The sequence below is a fragment of the Loktanella sp. D2R18 genome, from assembly GCF_003318235.1.
GTDB lineage: Bacteria > Pseudomonadota > Alphaproteobacteria > Rhodobacterales > Rhodobacteraceae > Yoonia.
In genome coordinates, this window is record NZ_QOCG01000006.1 from 311,172 (window position 1) to 329,563 (window position 18,392).

Here is an 18,392-nt window from a genome sequence, read left to right on the forward strand (position 1 = left end):
AAGCTCAAAAGAGTACATGGCGAAATTATGGCGTCGGTCGGCAGTTGCGCTCATTGTTCGCAGATGAATTTGTTCAATATATGGCAATATGCAGAATTGTTTCCAAAATTACCTATATTATGGTCTGCGAAATCGGCAAGTTGTCGCCACCTCGTGCCCGGGGAATGGTTAATTCACCGAATCTTAGGTGCCATTACCGATTCGGCGCAGGGTTAATTGGGCGTGCACAACGCCAATGGCGTTCGGCGCGAATCTGCGCGATAATGGCGCCATGAGTTTACCGCCCGGCTTTCTTGATGAATTGCGGACCCGACTGTCATTGACGCAGGTGGTGGGGCGCAAAGTCATGTGGGATACGCGCAAATCGAACCAGGGCAAAGGTGACATGTGGGCGCCATGCCCGTTCCACCAAGAAAAATCTGCTAGTTTTCATGTCGATGATCGCAAAGGGTTTTACTATTGCTTCGGCTGCCACGCAAAGGGCGACGCGATCACGTTCGTGCGCGAAACCGAGAATGTCGATTTCATGGAAGCCGTGCGCATTCTTGCGGGCGAGGCGGGGATGCAGATCCCTGCGAGCGACCCGCAAGCCCAGCAAAAATCGGACCGGCGCACGCAGCTTGTCGAGGTGATGGAACAGGCGGTGCAGTTTCACCGGATGCAATTGCAAACGGGGGCTGCCGGAGAGGCCCGCGATTACCTTGAACGGCGAGGCCTAAACCCAGAGGCGCAGGGGCGCTGGGATATTGGCTTTGCCCCGGCGCAGGGTGGTGTGCTGGAACACCTAAAGGGCAAAGGTGTTGACGAGAAACTAATTATAGACGCAGGCTTAGCTGCGCAAAGTGATCGGGGGAACGGGCTTTACAACCGGTTCCGTGATCGGATTATGTTCCCAATCCGTGATGCACGCGGGCGCGCGATTGGCTTTGGCGGTCGGGCTATGGACCCGAACCACCCGGCGAAATACTACAATTCGCCCGAAACAGATTTGTTCGACAAAGGGCGCAGTCTCTATAATCACGGTCCTGCCCGCGAAGCTGCGGGCAAGGGCAAGCCGCTGATCGTCGCCGAAGGCTACATGGATGTGATCGCCTTGGCAGAGGCGGGGTTCACAGCCACGGTCGCCCCGTTGGGCACCGCGATCACGGACAATCAGCTGCGCCTTTTGTGGCGGATCGCGGATGAGCCGATCATCGCGTTGGATGGCGACAAGGCCGGGCTGCGCGCAGCCATGCGGGTGATCGACATCGCGTTGCCCTTGCTCGAAGCTGGCAAATCCTTGCGCTTTGCGTTGCTGCCCGAAGGTTTGGATCCCGATGATCTGATCAAATCGCAGGGTGCTGGCGCGATGCAAAAGTTGCTCGATGGTGCGATTCCGATGGTAAAATTGCTGTGGCAACGTGAAACCGAAGGGCGCGTTTATGATAGCCCCGAACGTAAAGCCGCGCTTGATAAGGCTTTGCGTGAAAAGATAAAACTGATCGCGGACCCATCTATCCGCGCGCATTACGGCGAAGCGATCAAAGAGCTGCGCTGGGATCTCTTTAGCAATCGACGCTCGAGCCGGGCGCAGAGCCCGCAACGCAAATGGACTCCCGGTAAACAGGCCGCGTGGCAGCGCGATATTAGCCCGGCCGTCAGCAGTAAGAACTCAGCGTTGGGGACAGGGGCCGCACGAGAAGACTATCTGCGCGAAGTTGTGATTTTGGCCACAATCGTTGCGAACCCGGCGGTCGCGCTTGAATTCGAGGCCGCGCTTGAACGGTTACAGTGCAGCGACCAAACCCACAGCGATATTCAGGCCTGCCTGCTGCGAAATATGGGCGCCCAAGACCTGCGTGACGTTATTTATGAAGCTTTTGGGCCTATGGTTCTTGAAAATCTGATGACGCAGCGCCATGTCGCTATTAGCCCTGCCATTCGGCGCGCAGGTGATGATGAAATTGCCCGCATGTGTTTGGCCGAAGAGTTCGCCAAGTTGAATGCCCGTTTGGGGCAGGTGCGCGAAATCGAAGACGCGGTCGAAGACCTGTCTGGCATCGCGGATGAGGGGCTGACTTGGCGCTTGGCGCAGGCATCTGCTGCGATTGATCGGGCAGGGCGTGGCGATGGCGATGATAAGGCAGAATATTCTGTGCATAAGAACGGTGCGAGATTGAAAAAAGACGAGCTGAGCGCGCTTGATCAACTGCTTGCGCAGATCGGCATGGGTGGCGATGACGATGGGCAGAAACCCGAATAGCAACATACTTTGAAAACAAGGCGCGATCTGCTTGCGAATCAGTGCAATGCAGGTTTGATTCGACGCTAACCGAATCAGCCGAATCACTTTGGCGCGGAAACGACGACTTTGAAAGGTCCTTTTGATGGCTGCGAAAGACAACGACGATCGTAAAAATGCGGACCAAGATGGCGATATCAGTCTTGATATGAGCCAAGCTGCGGTCAAGAAAATGATCGCCGATGCGCGTGAGCGGGGCTATATTACCTACGATCAACTGAACGCGGTGCTGCCACCTGAACAGGTTTCATCCGATCAAATCGAAGACGTGATGTCGATGCTGTCCGAAATGGGCATTCAGGTCACCGAAGAAGAAGAATCCGAAGAGACCGAAGAAAACCAAGCCGGCACCGAAGTAGCCACCGTCGCAGGTTCGCGTGAAGTGGCGCTTGGCGGTGCCGAAGCTGAAAAACTGGACCGCACTGACGACCCTGTCCGCATGTATCTGCGTGAAATGGGATCGGTTGAATTGCTTTCGCGCGAAGGCGAGATCGCGATTGCCAAACGGATCGAGGCCGGGCGCAACACGATGATCCTTGGGCTGTGTGAAAGCCCGCTGACATTCCAAGCGATTACGATCTGGCGCGATGAACTTTTGTCCGAAGATATTTTGCTGCGCGATGTGATCGACCTTGAGACCACATTTGGTGATCAGATCGGCGATGAGGAAGAACCTGTTGTCGCCCCGGTCGCTGGCGCGCCAGAAAAAACTGACAAGCCGCAAGAACTAGACGCCGACGGCAACCCGATTGCCAAAGACGACGATGACGACGACGAAGATCAGGCAAACATGTCGCTGGCTGCAATGGAAGCTGCGCTGAAACCGCGTGTTCTTGAAACGCTTGAAGTCATCGCACACGACTTTGGTGAACTGTCAGAAATGCAAGACGCGCGGATGTCTGCGACGTTGAACGAAGATTCTTCGTTCAATGAAAAGCAAGAAGCGAAATACCAAAAGCTGCGGTCCGAAATCGTGCTGATGGTGAATTCGCTTCACCTGCATAACAACCGTATCGAAGCCCTGATTGACCAGCTTTACGGCATCAACCGCCGCATCATGTCGATCGACAGCGCGATGGTAAAACTGGCTGACCAAGCCCGGATCAACCGCCGCGAATTCATCGACGCCTACCGTGGTCGCGAGCTTGACCCGAACTGGCTTGAAGAAATGGGCGAAAAAGCTGGCCGCGGCTGGCAGATGATGATCGAGAAATCGACAGATAAAATCGAAGAACTGCGCGGCGACATGGCCCAAGTCGGCCAATATGTCGGCGTCGACATCACCGAATTCCGCCGCATCGTACAGCAAGTGCAAAAGGGTGAAAAAGAGGCGCGTCAGGCCAAGAAAGAAATGGTCGAAGCCAACCTTCGGCTCGTGATTTCAATCGCCAAAAAATACACCAACCGTGGTTTGCAGTTCTTGGATCTGATCCAAGAGGGGAACATCGGTCTGATGAAAGCGGTTGATAAGTTTGAATATCGCCGTGGGTATAAATTCTCGACCTATGCGACATGGTGGATTCGTCAGGCGATCACGCGCTCTATCGCGGATCAGGCGCGCACGATCCGTATTCCGGTCCACATGATCGAAACGATCAACAAATTGGTCCGCACAGGCCGCCAGATGCTGCACGAAATTGGCCGCGAACCCACACCAGAGGAATTGGCAGAGAAACTGCAAATGCCTTTGGAAAAAGTCCGCAAGGTGATGAAAATCGCGAAAGAGCCAATTTCTTTGGAGACGCCAATTGGCGACGAGGAAGACAGCCAGCTTGGCGACTTCATCGAAGACAAAAACGCGATTCTGCCGCTGGATTCCGCTATTCAGGAAAACCTGAAGGAAACCACGACGCGGGTGCTGGCATCACTGACCCCACGCGAAGAACGCGTGCTGCGCATGCGTTTCGGGATCGGCATGAACACCGACCACACGCTCGAAGAAGTCGGTCAACAGTTCAGCGTGACCCGCGAACGTATCCGCCAGATCGAAGCCAAAGCGCTGCGGAAGCTGAAGCACCCAAGCCGGAGTAGGAAGCTGCGGAGCTTCTTGGATCAGTAATCAAAATGGCGCCTCCGGAAACGGGGGCGTTTTTGTTTTGGAGGTGGTTAAATGTATGAAATGTTAACTGCAGGTGGTTTGATCTTAACTATGTTAGGTGCTTCTGTAACTTTTTATGGGGTGTATTCCTCGAAAGACGCAGCGGGACATGTGGCCGTAGCAAGGATCGCTTCAGATGATGAAGATGATTGGAAATCATCGCCTCTTGCGAGAGCAATTCGAAAGGCTTCGGTTTGTGCTATGTGGGGATTGGGGATGATCTGTGTCGGCACGGTTTTGCAACTCCTACCCGTCGTTTCTAGCCTTATGGCAGAATAAGCCGAATAACTTGTCCGATGCCCCGCATCGGTCAGCGCCCGACCTTCCCCACGGGAGGGCGCACTGCGTGCTTCCTGCGCTTTCGCGCGCTACGGCCTCAAAAGGTCCACTGGACCTTTTGGAAGACGGCCTTCGCACCAGGATCAGGCGCTGCCCTCTTTTGATTTCTTGGCGTAAACGGTAGGGTTGGGAAAACCTATAGTCGGAGCCTCCTCATGTCCCTTTTCAAACGCCTTTTCGGCGGCAATGCCGCGCCTGCCGTGATCCCTTCGGAAGACTACAACGGCTATACCATCACCCCAGAGCCGATCCGTGAGGGCGGGAAATTTCGTCTGGCGGCAAGGATCGAAAAGGAAATCGACGGCGAGGTGAAGCTGCATCACCTCATCCGCGCGGATCTGCTCGAAAGCGAGGACGTCGCGTGCAAGGAATCCGCAGCCAAGGCCCGTGTGGTCATCGACCAGCAGGGCGACAGTATTTTCCGTTAGGCTGTACCGTCGCGTGGGGGTTAGCGGTTCTGAAAAATCGCGGAGTCTGTGTTGCGGTTCATCCGATGTGTCAGCAAGATGTTGTAGAGCTGTAGCGCCGCGCGCAGTGCCACAAATCCTGCAACGGCGCCGATAACAACGATGACAAACTGCCAAGAAAAGAAGGTAACCAGCACCGTCCAATCCGCAGTTTTCAGAACCACACTTGCGCCCAAAATCAAACCGCCAAGCCAACAAAACATCGATAGCGCCGCAGCTAGCGTCATTGGCATCATGTAACGCAGTGGAAGCTCGCAGGCGCGGTGCCCCACCGCGGCCGCAACACGGGGCAGGACCGATAGGCCAATGTAGAAAGCGTTCAGTGTCAAAACAGTGACGACAGCCAGTTTGAGGATCAGTTTTGGCGAGAAGTTATCAAGATCGAAACCAGTGCGGATATAGACCAACATAACGCCTGTGATCCAAAGCCCGAGTAAGGCTGCAAAGACAACTTTATGAACACGCTCGAATTCGAGGATGTCAAATTCATCAAAAGGGCTATTGAGCCGGCTGAGCGTCCGGAAATCAAAGTAGACCCCCGAGCCCATGCCAACAGCGAAACATGCCAAGTGAACGACCCGGATGACGTCAATTATTTCTTGCTGCATTTGGACTCACTGGTGTTTGATAATCTTTTTTCCTTATAAGTTTCATATGTTTGGAGGTGGGGTGTGGCAATATGTCTGACAATCGAATCGCTTGATAGGCAGGCCGCCGCTGAAACGACAGTCGCGGCGGCCAAGAGTTGCCTAGATTTAAGGATTAGTAGAACTGTGCGATTTTTTTGAGCGGTTTTTTGTATTTCGCCACTGCGGGCACCGTCGCTTCCTTCGAAGCGTGTCCAACGGTCAGGATCATCACTGGTTTTTCAGAGTCCGGCCGATCAAGTGCAGCATTCAGGAATTTCATCGGGTTGGGCGTATGCGTCAGGCACGACAGTCCGGCGTTATGCAGTGCCGCGATCAAAAAACCGGTCGCGATGCCGACGCTTTCAGGGACGTAGTAGTTTTTATACCGCGTGCCATCGTCAAATTCACCCCAACGCTGCGCAAAGATCACGATTAGCCAAGGCGCTGTCGTCAGATGCGGTTTGTCGGCGTCGGTGCCAATGGGTTCGAGCGCTTTGATCCATTCATCGCTACCACCGCCGTCATAGAATTTGCGCTCTTCAACTTCGGCTTCTTCGCGAATACGCGCTTTGAGTGCTGGGTCAGATACTGCCGCAAAAAACCACGGCTGATGATTGGCCCCCGACGGCGCGCTGCCCGCAGTCATCAAGCAATCTTCAATGATGGCGCGTGGCACGGGTTGATCGGTGAAATCGCGCACAGAGTGGCGCTTGGCCATAAAGGCCCGAAAATCGCTGGCCGCCTTTTGTGCCTCGGCATCCGTTAGCTCCAAATGATCGGGTAACGGCATGGCGTCATAGGACATTTTATCTTTTGCAAACATTGCTGGCTCCCTGAAGTTGGGGAGAGTTAACCCGATAGCGGCACCGCTGCCAAGGCATTGGCAAAACTTAAAAACCGTCCGGGTAGAAGTGCTTGAGTTCGGCTTTCAGGGGATCAAGGTGCTGCTCATAACGCGCCCAACGTTTGACCGAGCTTTTGTAGATCGGTTGGCGCACTTGCCACGTCGAGATCGTGCGTGCTTGGTTTACATTCTCCTGGAACGAAAGGCAGGCTGGATCCCAGTCAAGGCCCAGGAAGTCGATGACTTCGCGCGCTTTGCCTTCGGTGTCGGCCACGACGTCTTCGTAGTGCACCTCCATGATCGGGTTTGGCAGCACCTTTTTCCAGTGGTCCATAAGGCGCCGGAACTCGGAATAATATTGACCAAGCGACGTTAGGTCTTGGGTGTAGCTGTGGAAGTTACTGAGAGGAGCAAGGTAGCACGAGACGCAATTGTCCATCGGGTCACGCAGGGCGTTGATAATACGCGCCTTTGGGAACAGTTTTGCATAGAGGCCCAAGATTTCGAAGTTGTGCAGGTTCTTATCAACGATACGCAGCATTCCAGGTTGCGCATTAGTCGATTTTTGCAGGTACTCTGCAGCAAGCTCTTGCGCTTGATCCGGCGTGATCTTGCGGATTGTGTCAGCCAAAGAGGAGCCGTCTTGGAAATCTACGCCCGCTTTGCTAGCGGCCTCACGCAGGTATTTACTTTCTCCGATACCGCCAATCTGCGGATGGTTAGATAAAATTTGTTCGAGTAAGGTGCTGCCTGTACGTGGCATGCCCACGACCAAAACGGGGCTTTGGCTTTCGGAGCCTGCCGACCCAAAAAAATCTGCCCGCGATACGCCCGATACTACGGCATTTACGAACAGCTTGTTCGCAGTACGGTCGTGCGTATTCCCAGCCAGAGCTTTGGCTTCGGCGTAATGTTGAAACGAGGTTTCAAAATTCCCAAGGTCGTTTTCAGCCTTACCGAGTATGCGCAGCAGTACTACGCGCCCAGGAAGTTTTTTTTCGACCAGAGTTGGGTAAACAGTGTCACGGATATGTAGATAAATTGGATCATCGGCGGTTATCTTGCAGGCTTGGTGCCAGATAGAGTAGTTTGGTAGGCTGTCAGGGTATTCTTCGAATATGCTGCGACAGATGGATTCTGCCTTCTGTAGGTCACCAGCACCGCGAAGCGATTTGGCATAGAGAAGACGGGAGGGCAGATGCTTCGGCCTTATGGCGAGGCATGCTTCCATGCATTTTGTCGCCCTATCATATTCTTCGAGGTCGAAATAGACAGTCGCCGCAACATATAGGCCATCAGGAGATTTCGGTCCCAATTTTACGGCCTTATCTGCATGTTCTTTGGCGCTTACATACATTCTCTTTTTACAAAAACATTCTGCAGCTAGCTCATGTGCTAAGGCCGATTTGGGCGCGAGTTTAAGAAGCTTAGGCAACAGTGCAATGGCCATATCCGTCTTTTTCATCTTGCGTGTATAAAGGCGGATTAGTACCGCGTAAGCGGTTGGGTCTTTGGGCGTGATTTTGGCGGCCGTGTGCAAAATACGTTCGGCAAGAAGAAGCTGACCTGCTGCTTCAGCCTCTTTGGCTTGCGGAATGAGTGGGGATTTTGAAGCTTTGGCCATCTGGGATCTCACTGCGTTGTTGTGGGGGCTGAAAACCACGTTTTCGCACAAGTCACAAGGTTTGTGCGCCGTGTGACGGGTCTTGTACCTGCTGTTTTGTTTGCGCAGTATGGCTGTATGCAAACAGTTTTCCAAGTATCGACCAATGGCCCAGGGCTTTACGAATTTACCGATCAGGTGGCGGCTTGGGTGCGTGGGTCTGGCTTGCTGACGCTTTTTGTGCAGCACACGTCAGCCAGTCTTTTGATCCAAGAAAACGCGGATCCAGAGGTGCGTGTCGATATGCAGAATTTTTTCCACCGCTTGGTGCCGCCGACCACGGATCCAACGATGGCTTATTTGACCCATAAATATGAAGGGCCAGACGATATGCCCGCACATATTAAAGCGGCATTGTTACCTGTGCAGCTAAGCATTCCGGTCACCGAAGGCAGGTTGGCCTTGGGGACTTGGCAGGGCATTTATCTATTTGAACATCGCAATGCCGCGCATCACCGCCGGGTCGTCGCGCATTTGTCATCCTGACCGAGTCTATTTCGCAACGGTTCATCTGCTGTATGTAGGGGCATGAATTGCCCTCTACCCAAATCTTGTGGGGGTTCCTATAGTGCCTGTGGATAACTTGGGGGGATGCCCCCATCGCTAGCTGATGAGGACCGGATATGCGTTGCCCTTTTTGCGGAAATGTTGACACTCAAGTCAAAGATTCACGACCTGCCGAAGATCATTCTGCAATCCGGCGGCGGCGTTTGTGCCCAGCCTGCGGCGGACGTTTTACGACCTATGAACGTGTGCAGCTGCGTGATCTGGTGGTGATCAAAACCAATGGTCGTCGCGAAGATTTTGACCGTCCCAAGCTCGAACGCTCTATCCGCATTGCGCTTCAAAAACGCCCCGTTGAACCTGATCGTATGGATCAGATGATCAGCGGGATCGTGCGCCGGTTGGAAAGCATGGGCGAAACCGATATCCCGTCAGGCACCATCGGTGAAATCGTGATGGAAAGCCTCGCGCGGATCGATACCGTGGCCTATGTGCGTTTTGCGAGCGTTTATAAAAACTTCCAAGCGGCGGATGATTTTGATAAATTCGTCAGTGAACTGCGCCCTAGCGACCCTGAAACAGAGTGACCCTAAAATCTGACGAAAGATTTATGGCGCTGGCCCTGAATTTGGGGCGGCGTGGAATGGGCCGCGTGTGGCCGAACCCTGCGGTCGGCTGTGTGATTGTCCGCGATGGGGTGATTGTGGGGCGAGGACGCACCGCCGATGGTGGACGCCCGCATGCGGAGCCGGTCGCCTTGACGCAGGCAGGGAATGCTGCGCGCGGTGCGACGGCCTATGTCACGTTGGAACCCTGTGCGCATCATGGCAAAACACCACCCTGTGCAGCGGCGCTGATCGCAGCGGGTGTTGGCCGCGTGGTGATTGCTTTGGGGGATCCCGATCCGCGTGTTGCTGGTCGTGGCGTTGAAATGTTGCAAGCCGCCGGTATCATGGTGACCACGGGTATTTTGGAAGACCAAGCACGGGCCGATCACGCGGGTTTCTTACTGCGTATCGTTGAAAACCGTCCTTTTGTGACGCTCAAGCTTGCGGGGACGCTGGATGGACGCATCGCGACCGCGACGGGTGAAAGCCAATGGATAACAGGGCCTGAGGCCCGCCGCGCCGTACATATGATGCGTGCGCGTCATGATGCGGTGATGGTTGGTGCAGGCACGGTACGCGCGGATGATCCGACCTTGACCGTGCGCGGTTTGGGCATTGACCGCCAACCCGTTAGGGTGGTGGTGTCGCGCGGCATGAAGATCAGCGCAGATTGCCATTTGGCGCAATCCGCACAGGAAACCCCGGTGTGGATATGCCATGGGAAAACCAGCGATGCCTCTGCATGGGTGCAGCAGGGGGCGGTCAGCCTTCCGTGCAGCGTTTCAGCCGGGCAGGTCGACCCCGCTGCGGCGATGATAGCCCTTGCAGAAAAGGGCATAACCCGCGTTTTTTGCGAGGGGGGCGGTATGTTGGCCGCGTCGCTTTTGTCTGCGGGGCTGGTCGATCGCTTGGTCGTGTTTACCGCAGGGATGGCCATGGGTGCAGAAGGCACACCGTCGCTGGCCGCGATGGGTGTTGATCGTTTGGATCATGCCCCGCGCTTTGCCTTAGAGCAGGTGCAGCCCTTGGGAGGGGATATTATGCATAGCTGGCGACGGGATTAGCGCCCGCGCCAAAGATGCGCGCGACTTGCGAAGATGCCTTGCAGTTTTGCAAGGCTACGGTTCATCTTGCCGTGCGCGGGTAAATCGTTGTTTTCAAGCCTGTCGACAACGACTTCGACCGGGCAGGGCAGCCCGGTGATCGGATCAAAATAGCGCGGATAGGCGATCAGCGCGGCATGGGTCAGCGCAACAATATCAACCCGCGCGTGGCGGCGTGGGATTGGCAGGGCCCGATCATCGGTCAGCCCCCAACCCGCATAAAATGGCATCCCCAAACAGGTGACTTTTTTGCCGCGTAACAGGGCCTCAAACCCCAAAAGTGAGGTCAGGGTCCAAATCTCATCGACGCGATCAAGCGCGGCTATCGGATCGGCGTCAGCAAGAATGATATCGGCCCATTGCAGCGCGCTGGGCACCGCGCCTGGGCGCAGCCCTGCCTCGACATCTGGGTGAGGTTTATAGGCGATGATCGCCGCAGGGTTTGCGGCGCGTGCGGCTTGTAGCAGGCCTTGATTGGTGGTGACATCTGTGCAGCCCAACTGGATAGAGGCATCATCTTCGACCTGTCCGGGCACAAGAATGCGGCGCCCTTTTGGCATGTCGATCGGGGCTTGTTTTGACAGATTATATTTCGACAGACCCGCATCAAGGATACGCGAGATCAAAGCCGCCGCCCTTGCGCGCTCATCTTCGCGTAAATTTGCCGCGCTATTGATCAAATTTTCAAGCCCGCTAGGTCGGGTCGCGTCATAATATATGCCGATTTCATCGAGCACGAGGCTGAGCGGGGCGATCAAATCTGCGCCCAACCCCCGGGATCGCAAAAAACCGTCTTCGACCAATGTGGCATCGATGGCACCTGTGTTGGCCCAGCGCATCAATTTACGGCCAGACACGTCCGCGCGTTTCGCAGCAGATTTGCCTTTGGCGAAGATTACGCGCTTTTGCGCGCCAAACAGTTTTTGCAGTGGCGCGCGTTTCCACATGCGCATGTCGGCGGCGACCCAGCCTTTGTGATCGTCGCGCCACGCCCGCGCTGACACGGCTAAGGTTGCGGTGGCTTCTTCAAAGCTGCACAGCCGGTCATGAAACGGGTCATACCATTTGGGATAGATCAGCATCGCGCCTGAAAATAGCTGCGCGCGCGTTAGTTTCCGTTGCCTACGTTGCAACGGTTTGCGGTCATCAGACAGCCCCCATCCCATATAGAACGGTTGGCCAAAGACCACAGGTTTATGCCCGGCCAATATTGCCTCAAACCCAAGTTGCGAAGTCACCGTATAGACTGCAATCGCCCCTTCAAGCAGCGCCCAAGGTGATAGCGGCGCATCGCATAGCTGAATGCGGCTGTCACAGTCTTTTTCAGAAAAATACCCATCCCGGTGTCCGGCGGCGGTTTCAGGGTGGGTTTTGATGATGACCCGCGCGCCCGGATGTTCGGTTAACGCGAAAAACAGCATCTCGCGGAACGTGTTACTATCTGCGCCACTGGCCTTGATTGATGCATCCTTGCGGGTTTGATCGACAACGAGAACATAGCCCGGATCAGGCACGGGCAGCGCGGGGTCGAAGGCGTTGTATTTAGATAAATGCCCAGATTTGAGCGTTTCAATTCCGGCGCGGGCGCGGTTCAAAAGTGCGGTGTTATCAAGCGGATCCTCAGAGAGGATCGTTTCGAGGTCGGATGGGATGCTTGGATCAAAATGCACGCCGCGCCTGTCGATATTTAGACCAATCGGCGCGTCGCCATCACGGCCCAACCCGACCGAGCGCAAAAACGAATCCTCGATCCTGACGATATCCGCCTCTTTGTGATCAGCGACTGCCTCGCCGCGCGGCGCGGTGGGGCTGTGCCCCCAAACGCCGACTAAATCGCCTGCGCCTGGCACGCCAAGCCGGATATTATATCCAGCCAATTCGACAATGCGGCGCACGCGTCCCTTGGTCAAAAGTCCGCCATTGTAGACAAAGAGGTTTTTGCGATCGGGCGCGGACATCAGCTTAGCTTACAACTTTGAATGTAGCATGCGACGGAGACTGCGTGCTTGCATAGGGGCCTGTGTCGCTGAGCATTTTATCAACGAGCTGACGTTTCAGCTGGCGGCGGCCCTTGGTCGCATAGAAACCGCCTGGGATCTGCGAGGTTTGCAGTAGGAACTGGCGATAGTGGCGATACGCATCTGCGTCGGGTCGCGTTGGATTTGCGAAGAATGCTGGCAGGGGTTGGTCCGAGACAAATTCAGGCTTCGAATAGACCGCCGTGCCAAAGGCGCGCAGCGGTATGCCGCGCCACAGTGCCTGTTGTCCCGCTGTGGAGTTCACGGTGACGGCGCTGCGCGCTTGGGCCAAGAGCCCCGCAAGCTTACCGCCGCGCACATAATGCACCCGGTCCGCGATCCCTTTGGCGCCCGCAAGATCACGGATCATTTTGCGTAAAGGGGATTGCCCATTTTCTAACGGATGGGCCTTAAAAACAAGATGGTGATGCGCCTTGGCCCCCTGCGCAAACCCGTCAATCACAAGCGTCAAAAATGCCTGCATATCTTCAAAAGATGAATGCGCGCGAAAGCTCGCGTCATGTTCAAGCTGCAACAGCGCAATGTGATAGGGGTAGCCCGCCTTCTTGATCTTATGGGTGGCATAAATCCGGCTGAGCGCGAGGAACGGCATTAGGCCAAGGCGTTTTGAATATAATATTGCCTCGCGGTGTATGGGAAGCGCGCGGTGGGGTTTGAACTGCGGATAGCCACGGTTCCAGAACATCACAAACCAGTGGTAAAGTGCCCCGTAGAAAATATGTTGGCGCATATCCCCCCAATGGGATGGCGGGGTTGGGATATCGGTCGTGCCCGCGGCAAGCCTTTGGCGCATGTCCGCTACTTGCAATCCCATCAATTCGGAATGCCCGTTTGACCCGCCGCGTTCATAGGTGACCCAATAGGGGCGCAGGTATCCTTCTTCAAAGACATGGACACGGATACCTGCGGTCTTAGCTGCGGCAACGGCCTGCGCATGGATCGGGCGGGTGTCGCCATAGATGACGATATCGGTGATTGCGCGGCTATGCAAAATCTCTTGCAGTCGATCCGGCCAGTCTGCAGGCGCCCCCCGGTAGGGGATATAGTTGGGCATACGCCCCCAAAACACACGGTCGCCTGCGTTAAATCCAACACGGTGCACATTTGCACCGGCCGCGCGCAACATGGCTGCGAGCTGTGCAAAGAACGGCCCGTGCGGCCCCTGAAGAAACAAAAAGTTGCGTTGCGTATTCATCACCTACTTCTATAGCTGCTCGGATGCGCCGAGGTAAGCGCTTAACCGTAAACATATGATGATGCGCAGTTGCTTGCGCGGGCGGGCGACACGGGCTAGGTCAAAAGGGCTAGAAAAGAAGGACACGCGCATGTTTACAGGTATTGTTACAGATATCGGCGAGGTGATCACGCTTGAGCAACGCGGCGATCTGCGCGCGCGGATTGCGACCGGGTATGATGTTGACGGGATTGACATCGGGGCCTCTATCGCTTGCAACGGCGTGTGCCTGACGGTGATTGCGCTGGGCGCTGCACCGCGCAACTGGTTTGATGTCGAAATCTCAGCCGAGACCGTGAGCGCAACCAATGTTGGCAACTGGGCGGTGGGAAAGCGGCTGAACCTTGAACGCGCGCTAAAGGTCGGGGATGAGCTTGGCGGGCACATTGTGTCCGGCCATGTGGACGGGGTCGCGCAGGTGATTTCGATGCATGATGAAGGTGATAGCACCCGGGTGACATTCCGTGCGCCCGAAGGGCTAGCCAAATTTATTGCGCCCAAAGGATCGGTTGCACTGAACGGGACGTCGTTGACTGTTAACGAAGTGTCCGGTGCAGAGTTCGGGGTCAACTTTATCCCGCATACAAAGACCGCAACGACCTGGGGCGACGTCGTGGTGGGTGACATGATCAACATCGAAATCGACACAATGGCGCGCTACGTGGCGCGGTTGCAGGAATTCGCGTGATCGCGGGGATCGGACATAATTCCGGGCGGGTGGTCGCGCCTGGCCATAGCTGGCGCAAACATGTCTGGACCAAGGCGCGCAAGCAACTGATGCCGACCCTGCCGGTCGAGGTTATTCGCATGCGCGTGCGGCGTGCCGCGCAGCTTGGTCTGCCATACAAGGCATATGCTGGTATTCGCGCAAGTTCGGGCGACGATGTGATTGGCTTCATGTTTTCAAACAATGCGTTGCGGGTTTTGCGTGCGGGGCAGGTGATGTCGGTTGAACGGGCGGATAAGTTGGATGCTTTGACCGGTGTGAAGCGCATCGGTTTGGCGCATGCACCGGTACCCGTGCCCCATTTGGCGGCACTCCCCCAGATCGATGACGCCTACCGTGCGCCAAGGTTTGCCGATAGCTGGTCTGCTGTGCGGGATCAGTTCGGCGCGATTGCGCGCGATACGCGTACCCCTTCCGGTCGCGTCATCTTAGTTGGCGATACGGCATTTGAACGCGAATGGGTCGAAACCGCGAAAATGGCCGCGTATTTGCCCGCGGATGTTTATTTCGCGCAGGCGGTGGATTGAAATCCACCCTACGGGGGGGATGATCGCAACGTCGTAGGGTGGATCTCGATCCACCACCCTTTTCAAAGGACGGCAGCTGGTCTATCTGCGAGAGGACTTATTTTTCGGGGATCCGCATGAGCCAAAATTTCGAAACGCCCGGTCCAGTCGAACAGGATTGGGCCGATGCGATTAGCAAGATTGAAGACATCATCGAAGATGCACGCAATGGGCGTATGTTCGTTCTGGTGGATCATGAAGATCGCGAAAACGAAGGTGATTTGGTGATCCCAGCGCAAATGGCAACGCCCGACGCGATCAACTTTATGGCCACACATGGGCGCGGGTTGATTTGTCTGACCTTGCCGGGCGCGCGGATTGATGCGCTGGGCCTGCCTTTGATGGCGTCGTATAATTCATCGCGCCATGAAACGGCCTTTACCGTCAGTATCGAAGCCCGCGAAGGCGTCAGTACCGGGATTTCGGCACATGATCGCGCGCGGACCGTGGCTACGGCCATCGATGCCAACAAAGGTGCTGCCGATATTGCCACCCCCGGTCACGTGTTTCCGCTGCGCGCGCGCGACGGTGGCGTTTTGGTTCGGGCCGGCCATACCGAAGCCGCCGTTGATATTTCGCGCCTTGCCGGGCTCAACCCATCCGGCGTGATTTGTGAGATCATGAAAGATGACGGCGAAATGGCGCGCCTGCCTGATCTGATCGCATTTGCGCAACTGCACGGGCTAAAGATCGGGACGATCAGCGATCTGATCGCTTACCGTCGCCGTCATGACAATTTGGTGCGCGTCCGCGAGACCAGCCAGATTCAATCCGAATTTGGCGGCGATTGGGAAATGCGGATTTACACTGATGAAACCCAAGGGGCGGAACATATTGCGTTGGTCAAAGGGGACATTACCACCGATGATCCCGTGCTGGTACGGATGCATGCGTTAGATCCAATGTTGGATGTGATTGGCACCGGGCCCAAGGGGCGACGCAATGAATTTGGCGACGCAATGCAAGCCATCGCGGATGAGGGGCGCGGGGCGCTCGTGTTGCTGCGTGATTTGCATATGCAGGTCGACCCTGATGCCGAGGCCTCGCCAAAAACGCTACGCCAATATGGGCTTGGCGCGCAAATCCTAAGCTCGCTTGGGTTGCATAAAATTGAGTTGCTTACCAATTCGCCGATGCCAAAAGTCGTAGGGCTTGATGCCTACGGGCTCGAAATCACGGGCACACGCAAAATCTCGGAGATCGGATAATGGCCGGACCGTCCCACTACATCATGCCTTTGCCAGCGTTTGAGAAACCCGTCAAAATCCTGATCGTCGCTTCGCCCTATTATAAAGACATCTCGGATAATCAGATTGCAGGTGCGAAGGCTGAAATCGAAAAAGCCGGTGCAACATGGGATATCGTCGAAGTTCCCGGCGCACTGGAAATCCCAACCGCCATCGGGATCGCCGAGCGCATGTCCAACTTTGATGGTTACGTCGCGCTGGGCTGTGTGATCCGGGGGGAAACGACGCATTATGATACTGTTTGCAACGACAGTTCGCGTGCGATTCAATTGCTCGGCCTGCAAGGTGTTTGCATTGGCAATGGTATCCTGACCGTGGAAAACCGCACGCAAGCCGAAGTACGCGCCGATCCTGCGCAGATGAATAAAGGTGGCGGCGCGGCCGCTGCGGCCTTGCACCTTGTCGCGCTCGCCCGTAAGTGGGGCCAATCCGAAAAACCGGTGGGCTTTACCCAAGAAATATTGCTCGCGGGTCAAACAGACGGCAAAACAAACGCATGACCATTTCGAACAACCAACGTCGCAAAATGAAATCCGCTGCTCGGCTTTATGCTGTGCAGGCGCTATTCCAGATGGAGGCCTCTGGGCAGACTGTCGATCAGGTCATGCGCGAATTCGAAGATCACCGCTTTGGTGCGACCTATGATGACGTTGAAATGATCGAAGGCGATCTGGAAACGTTTCGTAGCCTGATGGACGGGGCCGTGAATGAACAAGCCGCGATTGACCAAATGACAGACCGTGCGCTGGTGGCCAAATGGCCGATTGCCCGCATTGATCCGACATGGCGCGCGCTGTTTCGCGCCGCCGGGGCAGAGTTGAAAAAGGGCGACACCCCGCCCAAAGTCGTGATCAGCGAATTTGTCGCCGTATCAGAGGCGTTTTCACATGACGGCAAAGAGCCGAAATTCGTGAACGCAGTGCTGGACCATATGGCCCGCGAGGCACAGCCCGAGAAGTTCTAGTCGGGTTTTGCGATCTCGTAATAGGCGCAAATTTCATCGTAATGTACTTGGATGTTGACATAGCGCATCCCCAATCGCTTCATCACACGTTGTGAAGCCGCGTTTTCCGGGATCGCAACGGCACATATGTAGGGTACGCCAATCTGGTTAAAACCAAAATCCATCGCGGCTTGCCCGGCTTCGGTTGCATAGCCCTTGCCATGATACTGCGTCATCAAGCGCCAACCGATTTCAAGCGGCGCATCATCCTTGTGCGCGAGGTTTTGCAGGCATGCGGCGCCAATAATCGTGTCGGTGTCTTTTAAGAATACCGCCCACCACCCATATCCAAGCGTTGCCCAGCGGGCCTGTACTTTGGCGATACCTTCTTCGGTTTGTTCACGTGTTTGTACACCGCCCAGAAATCGCATTACATCAGGATCGGAATTCATCGCAAACAATGCGTCCGCATGGGCAGGAGCAAAAGGTTCCAGCCTAAGCCGCTCGGTTGTTAAAATTTGTGCATTGGACATAGGTGCAACTTCTCTGATGATATTGGCATTGGCCGCAGCCTGGAACCTAGGCGCAATGTCGGGCTTTGGGAAGGCTTTGCATCATGAGTCAGGGAAGGTGGCGGGAACCGCGGCAGCCGTTGGGGTAACTAATCCTGAGGACCTGTATGTACAGGTGGGCGCCAGGTAAACTAACCAAGATCAGAACAGAGCCAGCCCCCGAGGATTTGCTTAAGGCCGCTGGATTTGTACCCGGTATAACGAGGAGCGCAGAAACCCGCCGTGTTTACAGGTAGGGGGGATTATGGGGTAGGGCAAGTAGGGGAGGCAGATTATTCTTTGACATCGCCTTTGATCAGCCAACCGTTCGGGCCAACCATCTCAATCGGTGCATAGGCCAGAAGTACGCGTTCCGCCAAGCCGACCATGATCAACGCCATTGATACTTCGTAAACAGTGATTCCGCTAAACAATGACATGAAAGGCTCCTATTAATCTGTGGTTATATATTTCCCCAAGAACTGGTCGAAATCGTGACGTAAGAGGGGTGAATTTGAAGATTACCCAAGGTCACGTGCCTTATTTCAG

At 55.3% G+C, this 18,392-nt stretch carries 19 protein-coding genes; 12 read left to right on the forward strand and 7 right to left on the reverse strand.

Translation table 11 applies throughout. The annotated features are described in order from the left end of the window. Positions 1-271 precede the first annotated feature (271 nt). From dnaG to DS901_RS04315, 4 genes are all read left to right on the forward strand, one after another. On the forward strand, positions 272-2,242 hold the full coding sequence (gene dnaG, locus DS901_RS04305) for a DNA primase (RefSeq protein WP_113775809.1): 1,971 nt from the start codon (positions 272-274) through the stop codon (positions 2,240-2,242). 124 nt (positions 2,243-2,366) lie between these two features. Next, complete coding sequence (gene rpoD, locus DS901_RS04310) at positions 2,367-4,340, forward strand: RNA polymerase sigma factor RpoD (RefSeq protein ID WP_113775686.1); 1,974 nt, start codon at positions 2,367-2,369, stop codon at positions 4,338-4,340. A gap of 51 nt (positions 4,341-4,391) precedes the next feature. Next, on the forward strand, positions 4,392-4,658 hold the full coding sequence (locus DS901_RS18530; protein ID WP_147249849.1) for a hypothetical protein: 267 nt from the start codon (positions 4,392-4,394) through the stop codon (positions 4,656-4,658). 215 nt (positions 4,659-4,873) lie between these two features. Next, positions 4,874-5,146: an HlyU family transcriptional regulator gene (locus DS901_RS04315; protein WP_113775687.1), complete on the forward strand. Its 273-nt coding sequence runs from the start codon at positions 4,874-4,876 to the stop codon at positions 5,144-5,146. A 20-nt stretch (positions 5,147-5,166) separates the two neighbouring features. On the opposite strand, the gene DS901_RS04320 is transcribed toward DS901_RS04315, so the two are convergent. From DS901_RS04320 to DS901_RS04330, 3 genes are all read right to left on the reverse strand, one after another. Further along, a complete protein-coding gene (locus tag DS901_RS04320; RefSeq protein ID WP_113775688.1) occupies positions 5,167-5,793 on the reverse strand; it encodes a hypothetical protein in 627 nt (208 codons plus the stop codon). Positions 5,794-5,947: 154 nt separating this feature from the next. Next, complete coding sequence (locus DS901_RS04325; RefSeq protein ID WP_113775689.1) at positions 5,948-6,637, reverse strand: nitroreductase family protein; 690 nt, start codon at positions 6,635-6,637, stop codon at positions 5,948-5,950. A 67-nt stretch (positions 6,638-6,704) separates the two neighbouring features. Further along, the gene (locus DS901_RS04330; protein ID WP_181820757.1) at positions 6,705-8,417 is read right to left on the reverse strand and encodes a tetratricopeptide repeat-containing sulfotransferase family protein; all 1,713 of its coding nucleotides are present in this window, start codon (positions 8,415-8,417) and stop codon (positions 6,705-6,707) included. Between DS901_RS04330 and DS901_RS04335 the strand changes: the two genes are divergently transcribed. From DS901_RS04335 to ribD, 3 genes are all read left to right on the forward strand, one after another. Continuing rightward, complete coding sequence (locus DS901_RS04335) at positions 8,400-8,807, forward strand: secondary thiamine-phosphate synthase enzyme YjbQ (protein WP_113775810.1); 408 nt, start codon at positions 8,400-8,402, stop codon at positions 8,805-8,807. The two genes, DS901_RS04330 and DS901_RS04335, sit on opposite strands and share 18 nt — an antisense overlap. Positions 8,808-8,944: 137 nt before the next feature. Further along, entirely contained in the window at positions 8,945-9,412 is a 468-nt protein-coding gene (nrdR, locus tag DS901_RS04340) for a transcriptional regulator NrdR (RefSeq protein ID WP_113775691.1), read from the forward strand. Next, entirely contained in the window at positions 9,409-10,497 is a 1,089-nt protein-coding gene (gene ribD, locus DS901_RS04345; RefSeq protein ID WP_113775692.1) for a bifunctional diaminohydroxyphosphoribosylaminopyrimidine deaminase/5-amino-6-(5-phosphoribosylamino)uracil reductase RibD, read from the forward strand. Before nrdR ends, ribD begins: the two co-directional genes overlap by 4 nt. On the opposite strand, the gene DS901_RS04350 is transcribed toward ribD, so the two are convergent. Together DS901_RS04350 and DS901_RS04355 are read right to left on the reverse strand one after the other, a co-directional pair. Beyond that, a complete protein-coding gene (locus tag DS901_RS04350) occupies positions 10,494-12,494 on the reverse strand; it encodes a capsular polysaccharide biosynthesis protein (protein ID WP_113775693.1) in 2,001 nt (666 codons plus the stop codon). The two genes, ribD and DS901_RS04350, sit on opposite strands and share 4 nt — an antisense overlap. Before the next feature lie 4 nt (positions 12,495-12,498). Beyond that, positions 12,499-13,770: a capsule biosynthesis protein gene (locus DS901_RS04355; RefSeq protein ID WP_113775694.1), complete on the reverse strand. Its 1,272-nt coding sequence runs from the start codon at positions 13,768-13,770 to the stop codon at positions 12,499-12,501. A gap of 130 nt (positions 13,771-13,900) precedes the next feature. Between DS901_RS04355 and DS901_RS04360 the strand changes: the two genes are divergently transcribed. The 5 genes from DS901_RS04360 (at position 13,901) to nusB (ending at position 17,313) form a co-directional block, all read left to right on the forward strand. Next, positions 13,901-14,497: a riboflavin synthase gene (locus DS901_RS04360; protein ID WP_113775811.1), complete on the forward strand. Its 597-nt coding sequence runs from the start codon at positions 13,901-13,903 to the stop codon at positions 14,495-14,497. After that, positions 14,494-15,063: a hypothetical protein gene (locus DS901_RS04365; RefSeq protein WP_258546646.1), complete on the forward strand. Its 570-nt coding sequence runs from the start codon at positions 14,494-14,496 to the stop codon at positions 15,061-15,063. Before DS901_RS04360 ends, DS901_RS04365 begins: the two co-directional genes overlap by 4 nt. Before the next feature lie 116 nt (positions 15,064-15,179). Then, positions 15,180-16,310: a 3,4-dihydroxy-2-butanone-4-phosphate synthase gene (gene ribB / locus DS901_RS04370; RefSeq protein WP_113775695.1), complete on the forward strand. Its 1,131-nt coding sequence runs from the start codon at positions 15,180-15,182 to the stop codon at positions 16,308-16,310. Further along, complete coding sequence (locus DS901_RS04375; protein WP_113775696.1) at positions 16,310-16,849, forward strand: 6,7-dimethyl-8-ribityllumazine synthase; 540 nt, start codon at positions 16,310-16,312, stop codon at positions 16,847-16,849. The genes ribB and DS901_RS04375 overlap by 1 nt, the downstream gene beginning before the upstream one ends. Continuing rightward, a complete protein-coding gene (gene nusB, locus DS901_RS04380; RefSeq protein WP_113775697.1) occupies positions 16,846-17,313 on the forward strand; it encodes a transcription antitermination factor NusB in 468 nt (155 codons plus the stop codon). The genes DS901_RS04375 and nusB overlap by 4 nt, the downstream gene beginning before the upstream one ends. Here the strand turns inward: nusB and DS901_RS04385 are convergent. Both DS901_RS04385 and DS901_RS18655 read right to left on the reverse strand, forming a co-directional pair. After that, complete coding sequence (locus DS901_RS04385) at positions 17,310-17,825, reverse strand: GNAT family N-acetyltransferase (protein WP_113775698.1); 516 nt, start codon at positions 17,823-17,825, stop codon at positions 17,310-17,312. The genes nusB and DS901_RS04385 overlap by 4 nt on opposite strands. A 311-nt stretch (positions 17,826-18,136) precedes the next feature. Continuing rightward, on the reverse strand, positions 18,137-18,283 hold the full coding sequence (locus DS901_RS18655) for a hypothetical protein (RefSeq protein WP_181820758.1): 147 nt from the start codon (positions 18,281-18,283) through the stop codon (positions 18,137-18,139). Between the last annotated feature and the right edge of the window lie 109 nt (positions 18,284-18,392).

Bases quoted from the DNA above. Each gene is read 5' to 3' on its own strand.
- dnaG (WP_113775809.1), top strand. From the start codon at position 272: ATGAGTTTACCGCCCGGCTTTCTTGATGAATTGCGGACCCGACTGTCA.
- rpoD (WP_113775686.1), top strand. From the start codon at position 2,367: ATGGCTGCGAAAGACAACGACGATCGTAAAAATGCGGACCAAGATGGC.
- DS901_RS18530 (WP_147249849.1), top strand. From the start codon at position 4,392: ATGTATGAAATGTTAACTGCAGGTGGTTTGATCTTAACTATGTTAGGT.
- DS901_RS04315 (WP_113775687.1), top strand. From the start codon at position 4,874: ATGTCCCTTTTCAAACGCCTTTTCGGCGGCAATGCCGCGCCTGCCGTG.
- DS901_RS04320 (WP_113775688.1), bottom strand. From the start codon at position 5,793: ATGCAGCAAGAAATAATTGACGTCATCCGGGTCGTTCACTTGGCATGT.
- DS901_RS04325 (WP_113775689.1), bottom strand. From the start codon at position 6,637: ATGTTTGCAAAAGATAAAATGTCCTATGACGCCATGCCGTTACCCGAT.
- DS901_RS04335 (WP_113775810.1), top strand. From the start codon at position 8,400: ATGCAAACAGTTTTCCAAGTATCGACCAATGGCCCAGGGCTTTACGAA.
- nrdR (WP_113775691.1), top strand. From the start codon at position 8,945: ATGCGTTGCCCTTTTTGCGGAAATGTTGACACTCAAGTCAAAGATTCA.
- DS901_RS04350 (WP_113775693.1), bottom strand. From the start codon at position 12,494: ATGTCCGCGCCCGATCGCAAAAACCTCTTTGTCTACAATGGCGGACTT.
- DS901_RS04355 (WP_113775694.1), bottom strand. From the start codon at position 13,770: ATGAATACGCAACGCAACTTTTTGTTTCTTCAGGGGCCGCACGGGCCG.
- DS901_RS04360 (WP_113775811.1), top strand. From the start codon at position 13,901: ATGTTTACAGGTATTGTTACAGATATCGGCGAGGTGATCACGCTTGAG.
- ribB (WP_113775695.1), top strand. From the start codon at position 15,180: ATGAGCCAAAATTTCGAAACGCCCGGTCCAGTCGAACAGGATTGGGCC.
- DS901_RS04375 (WP_113775696.1), top strand. From the start codon at position 16,310: ATGGCCGGACCGTCCCACTACATCATGCCTTTGCCAGCGTTTGAGAAA.
- nusB (WP_113775697.1), top strand. From the start codon at position 16,846: ATGACCATTTCGAACAACCAACGTCGCAAAATGAAATCCGCTGCTCGG.
- DS901_RS04385 (WP_113775698.1), bottom strand. From the start codon at position 17,825: ATGTCCAATGCACAAATTTTAACAACCGAGCGGCTTAGGCTGGAACCT.
- DS901_RS18655 (WP_181820758.1), bottom strand. From the start codon at position 18,283: ATGTCATTGTTTAGCGGAATCACTGTTTACGAAGTATCAATGGCGTTG.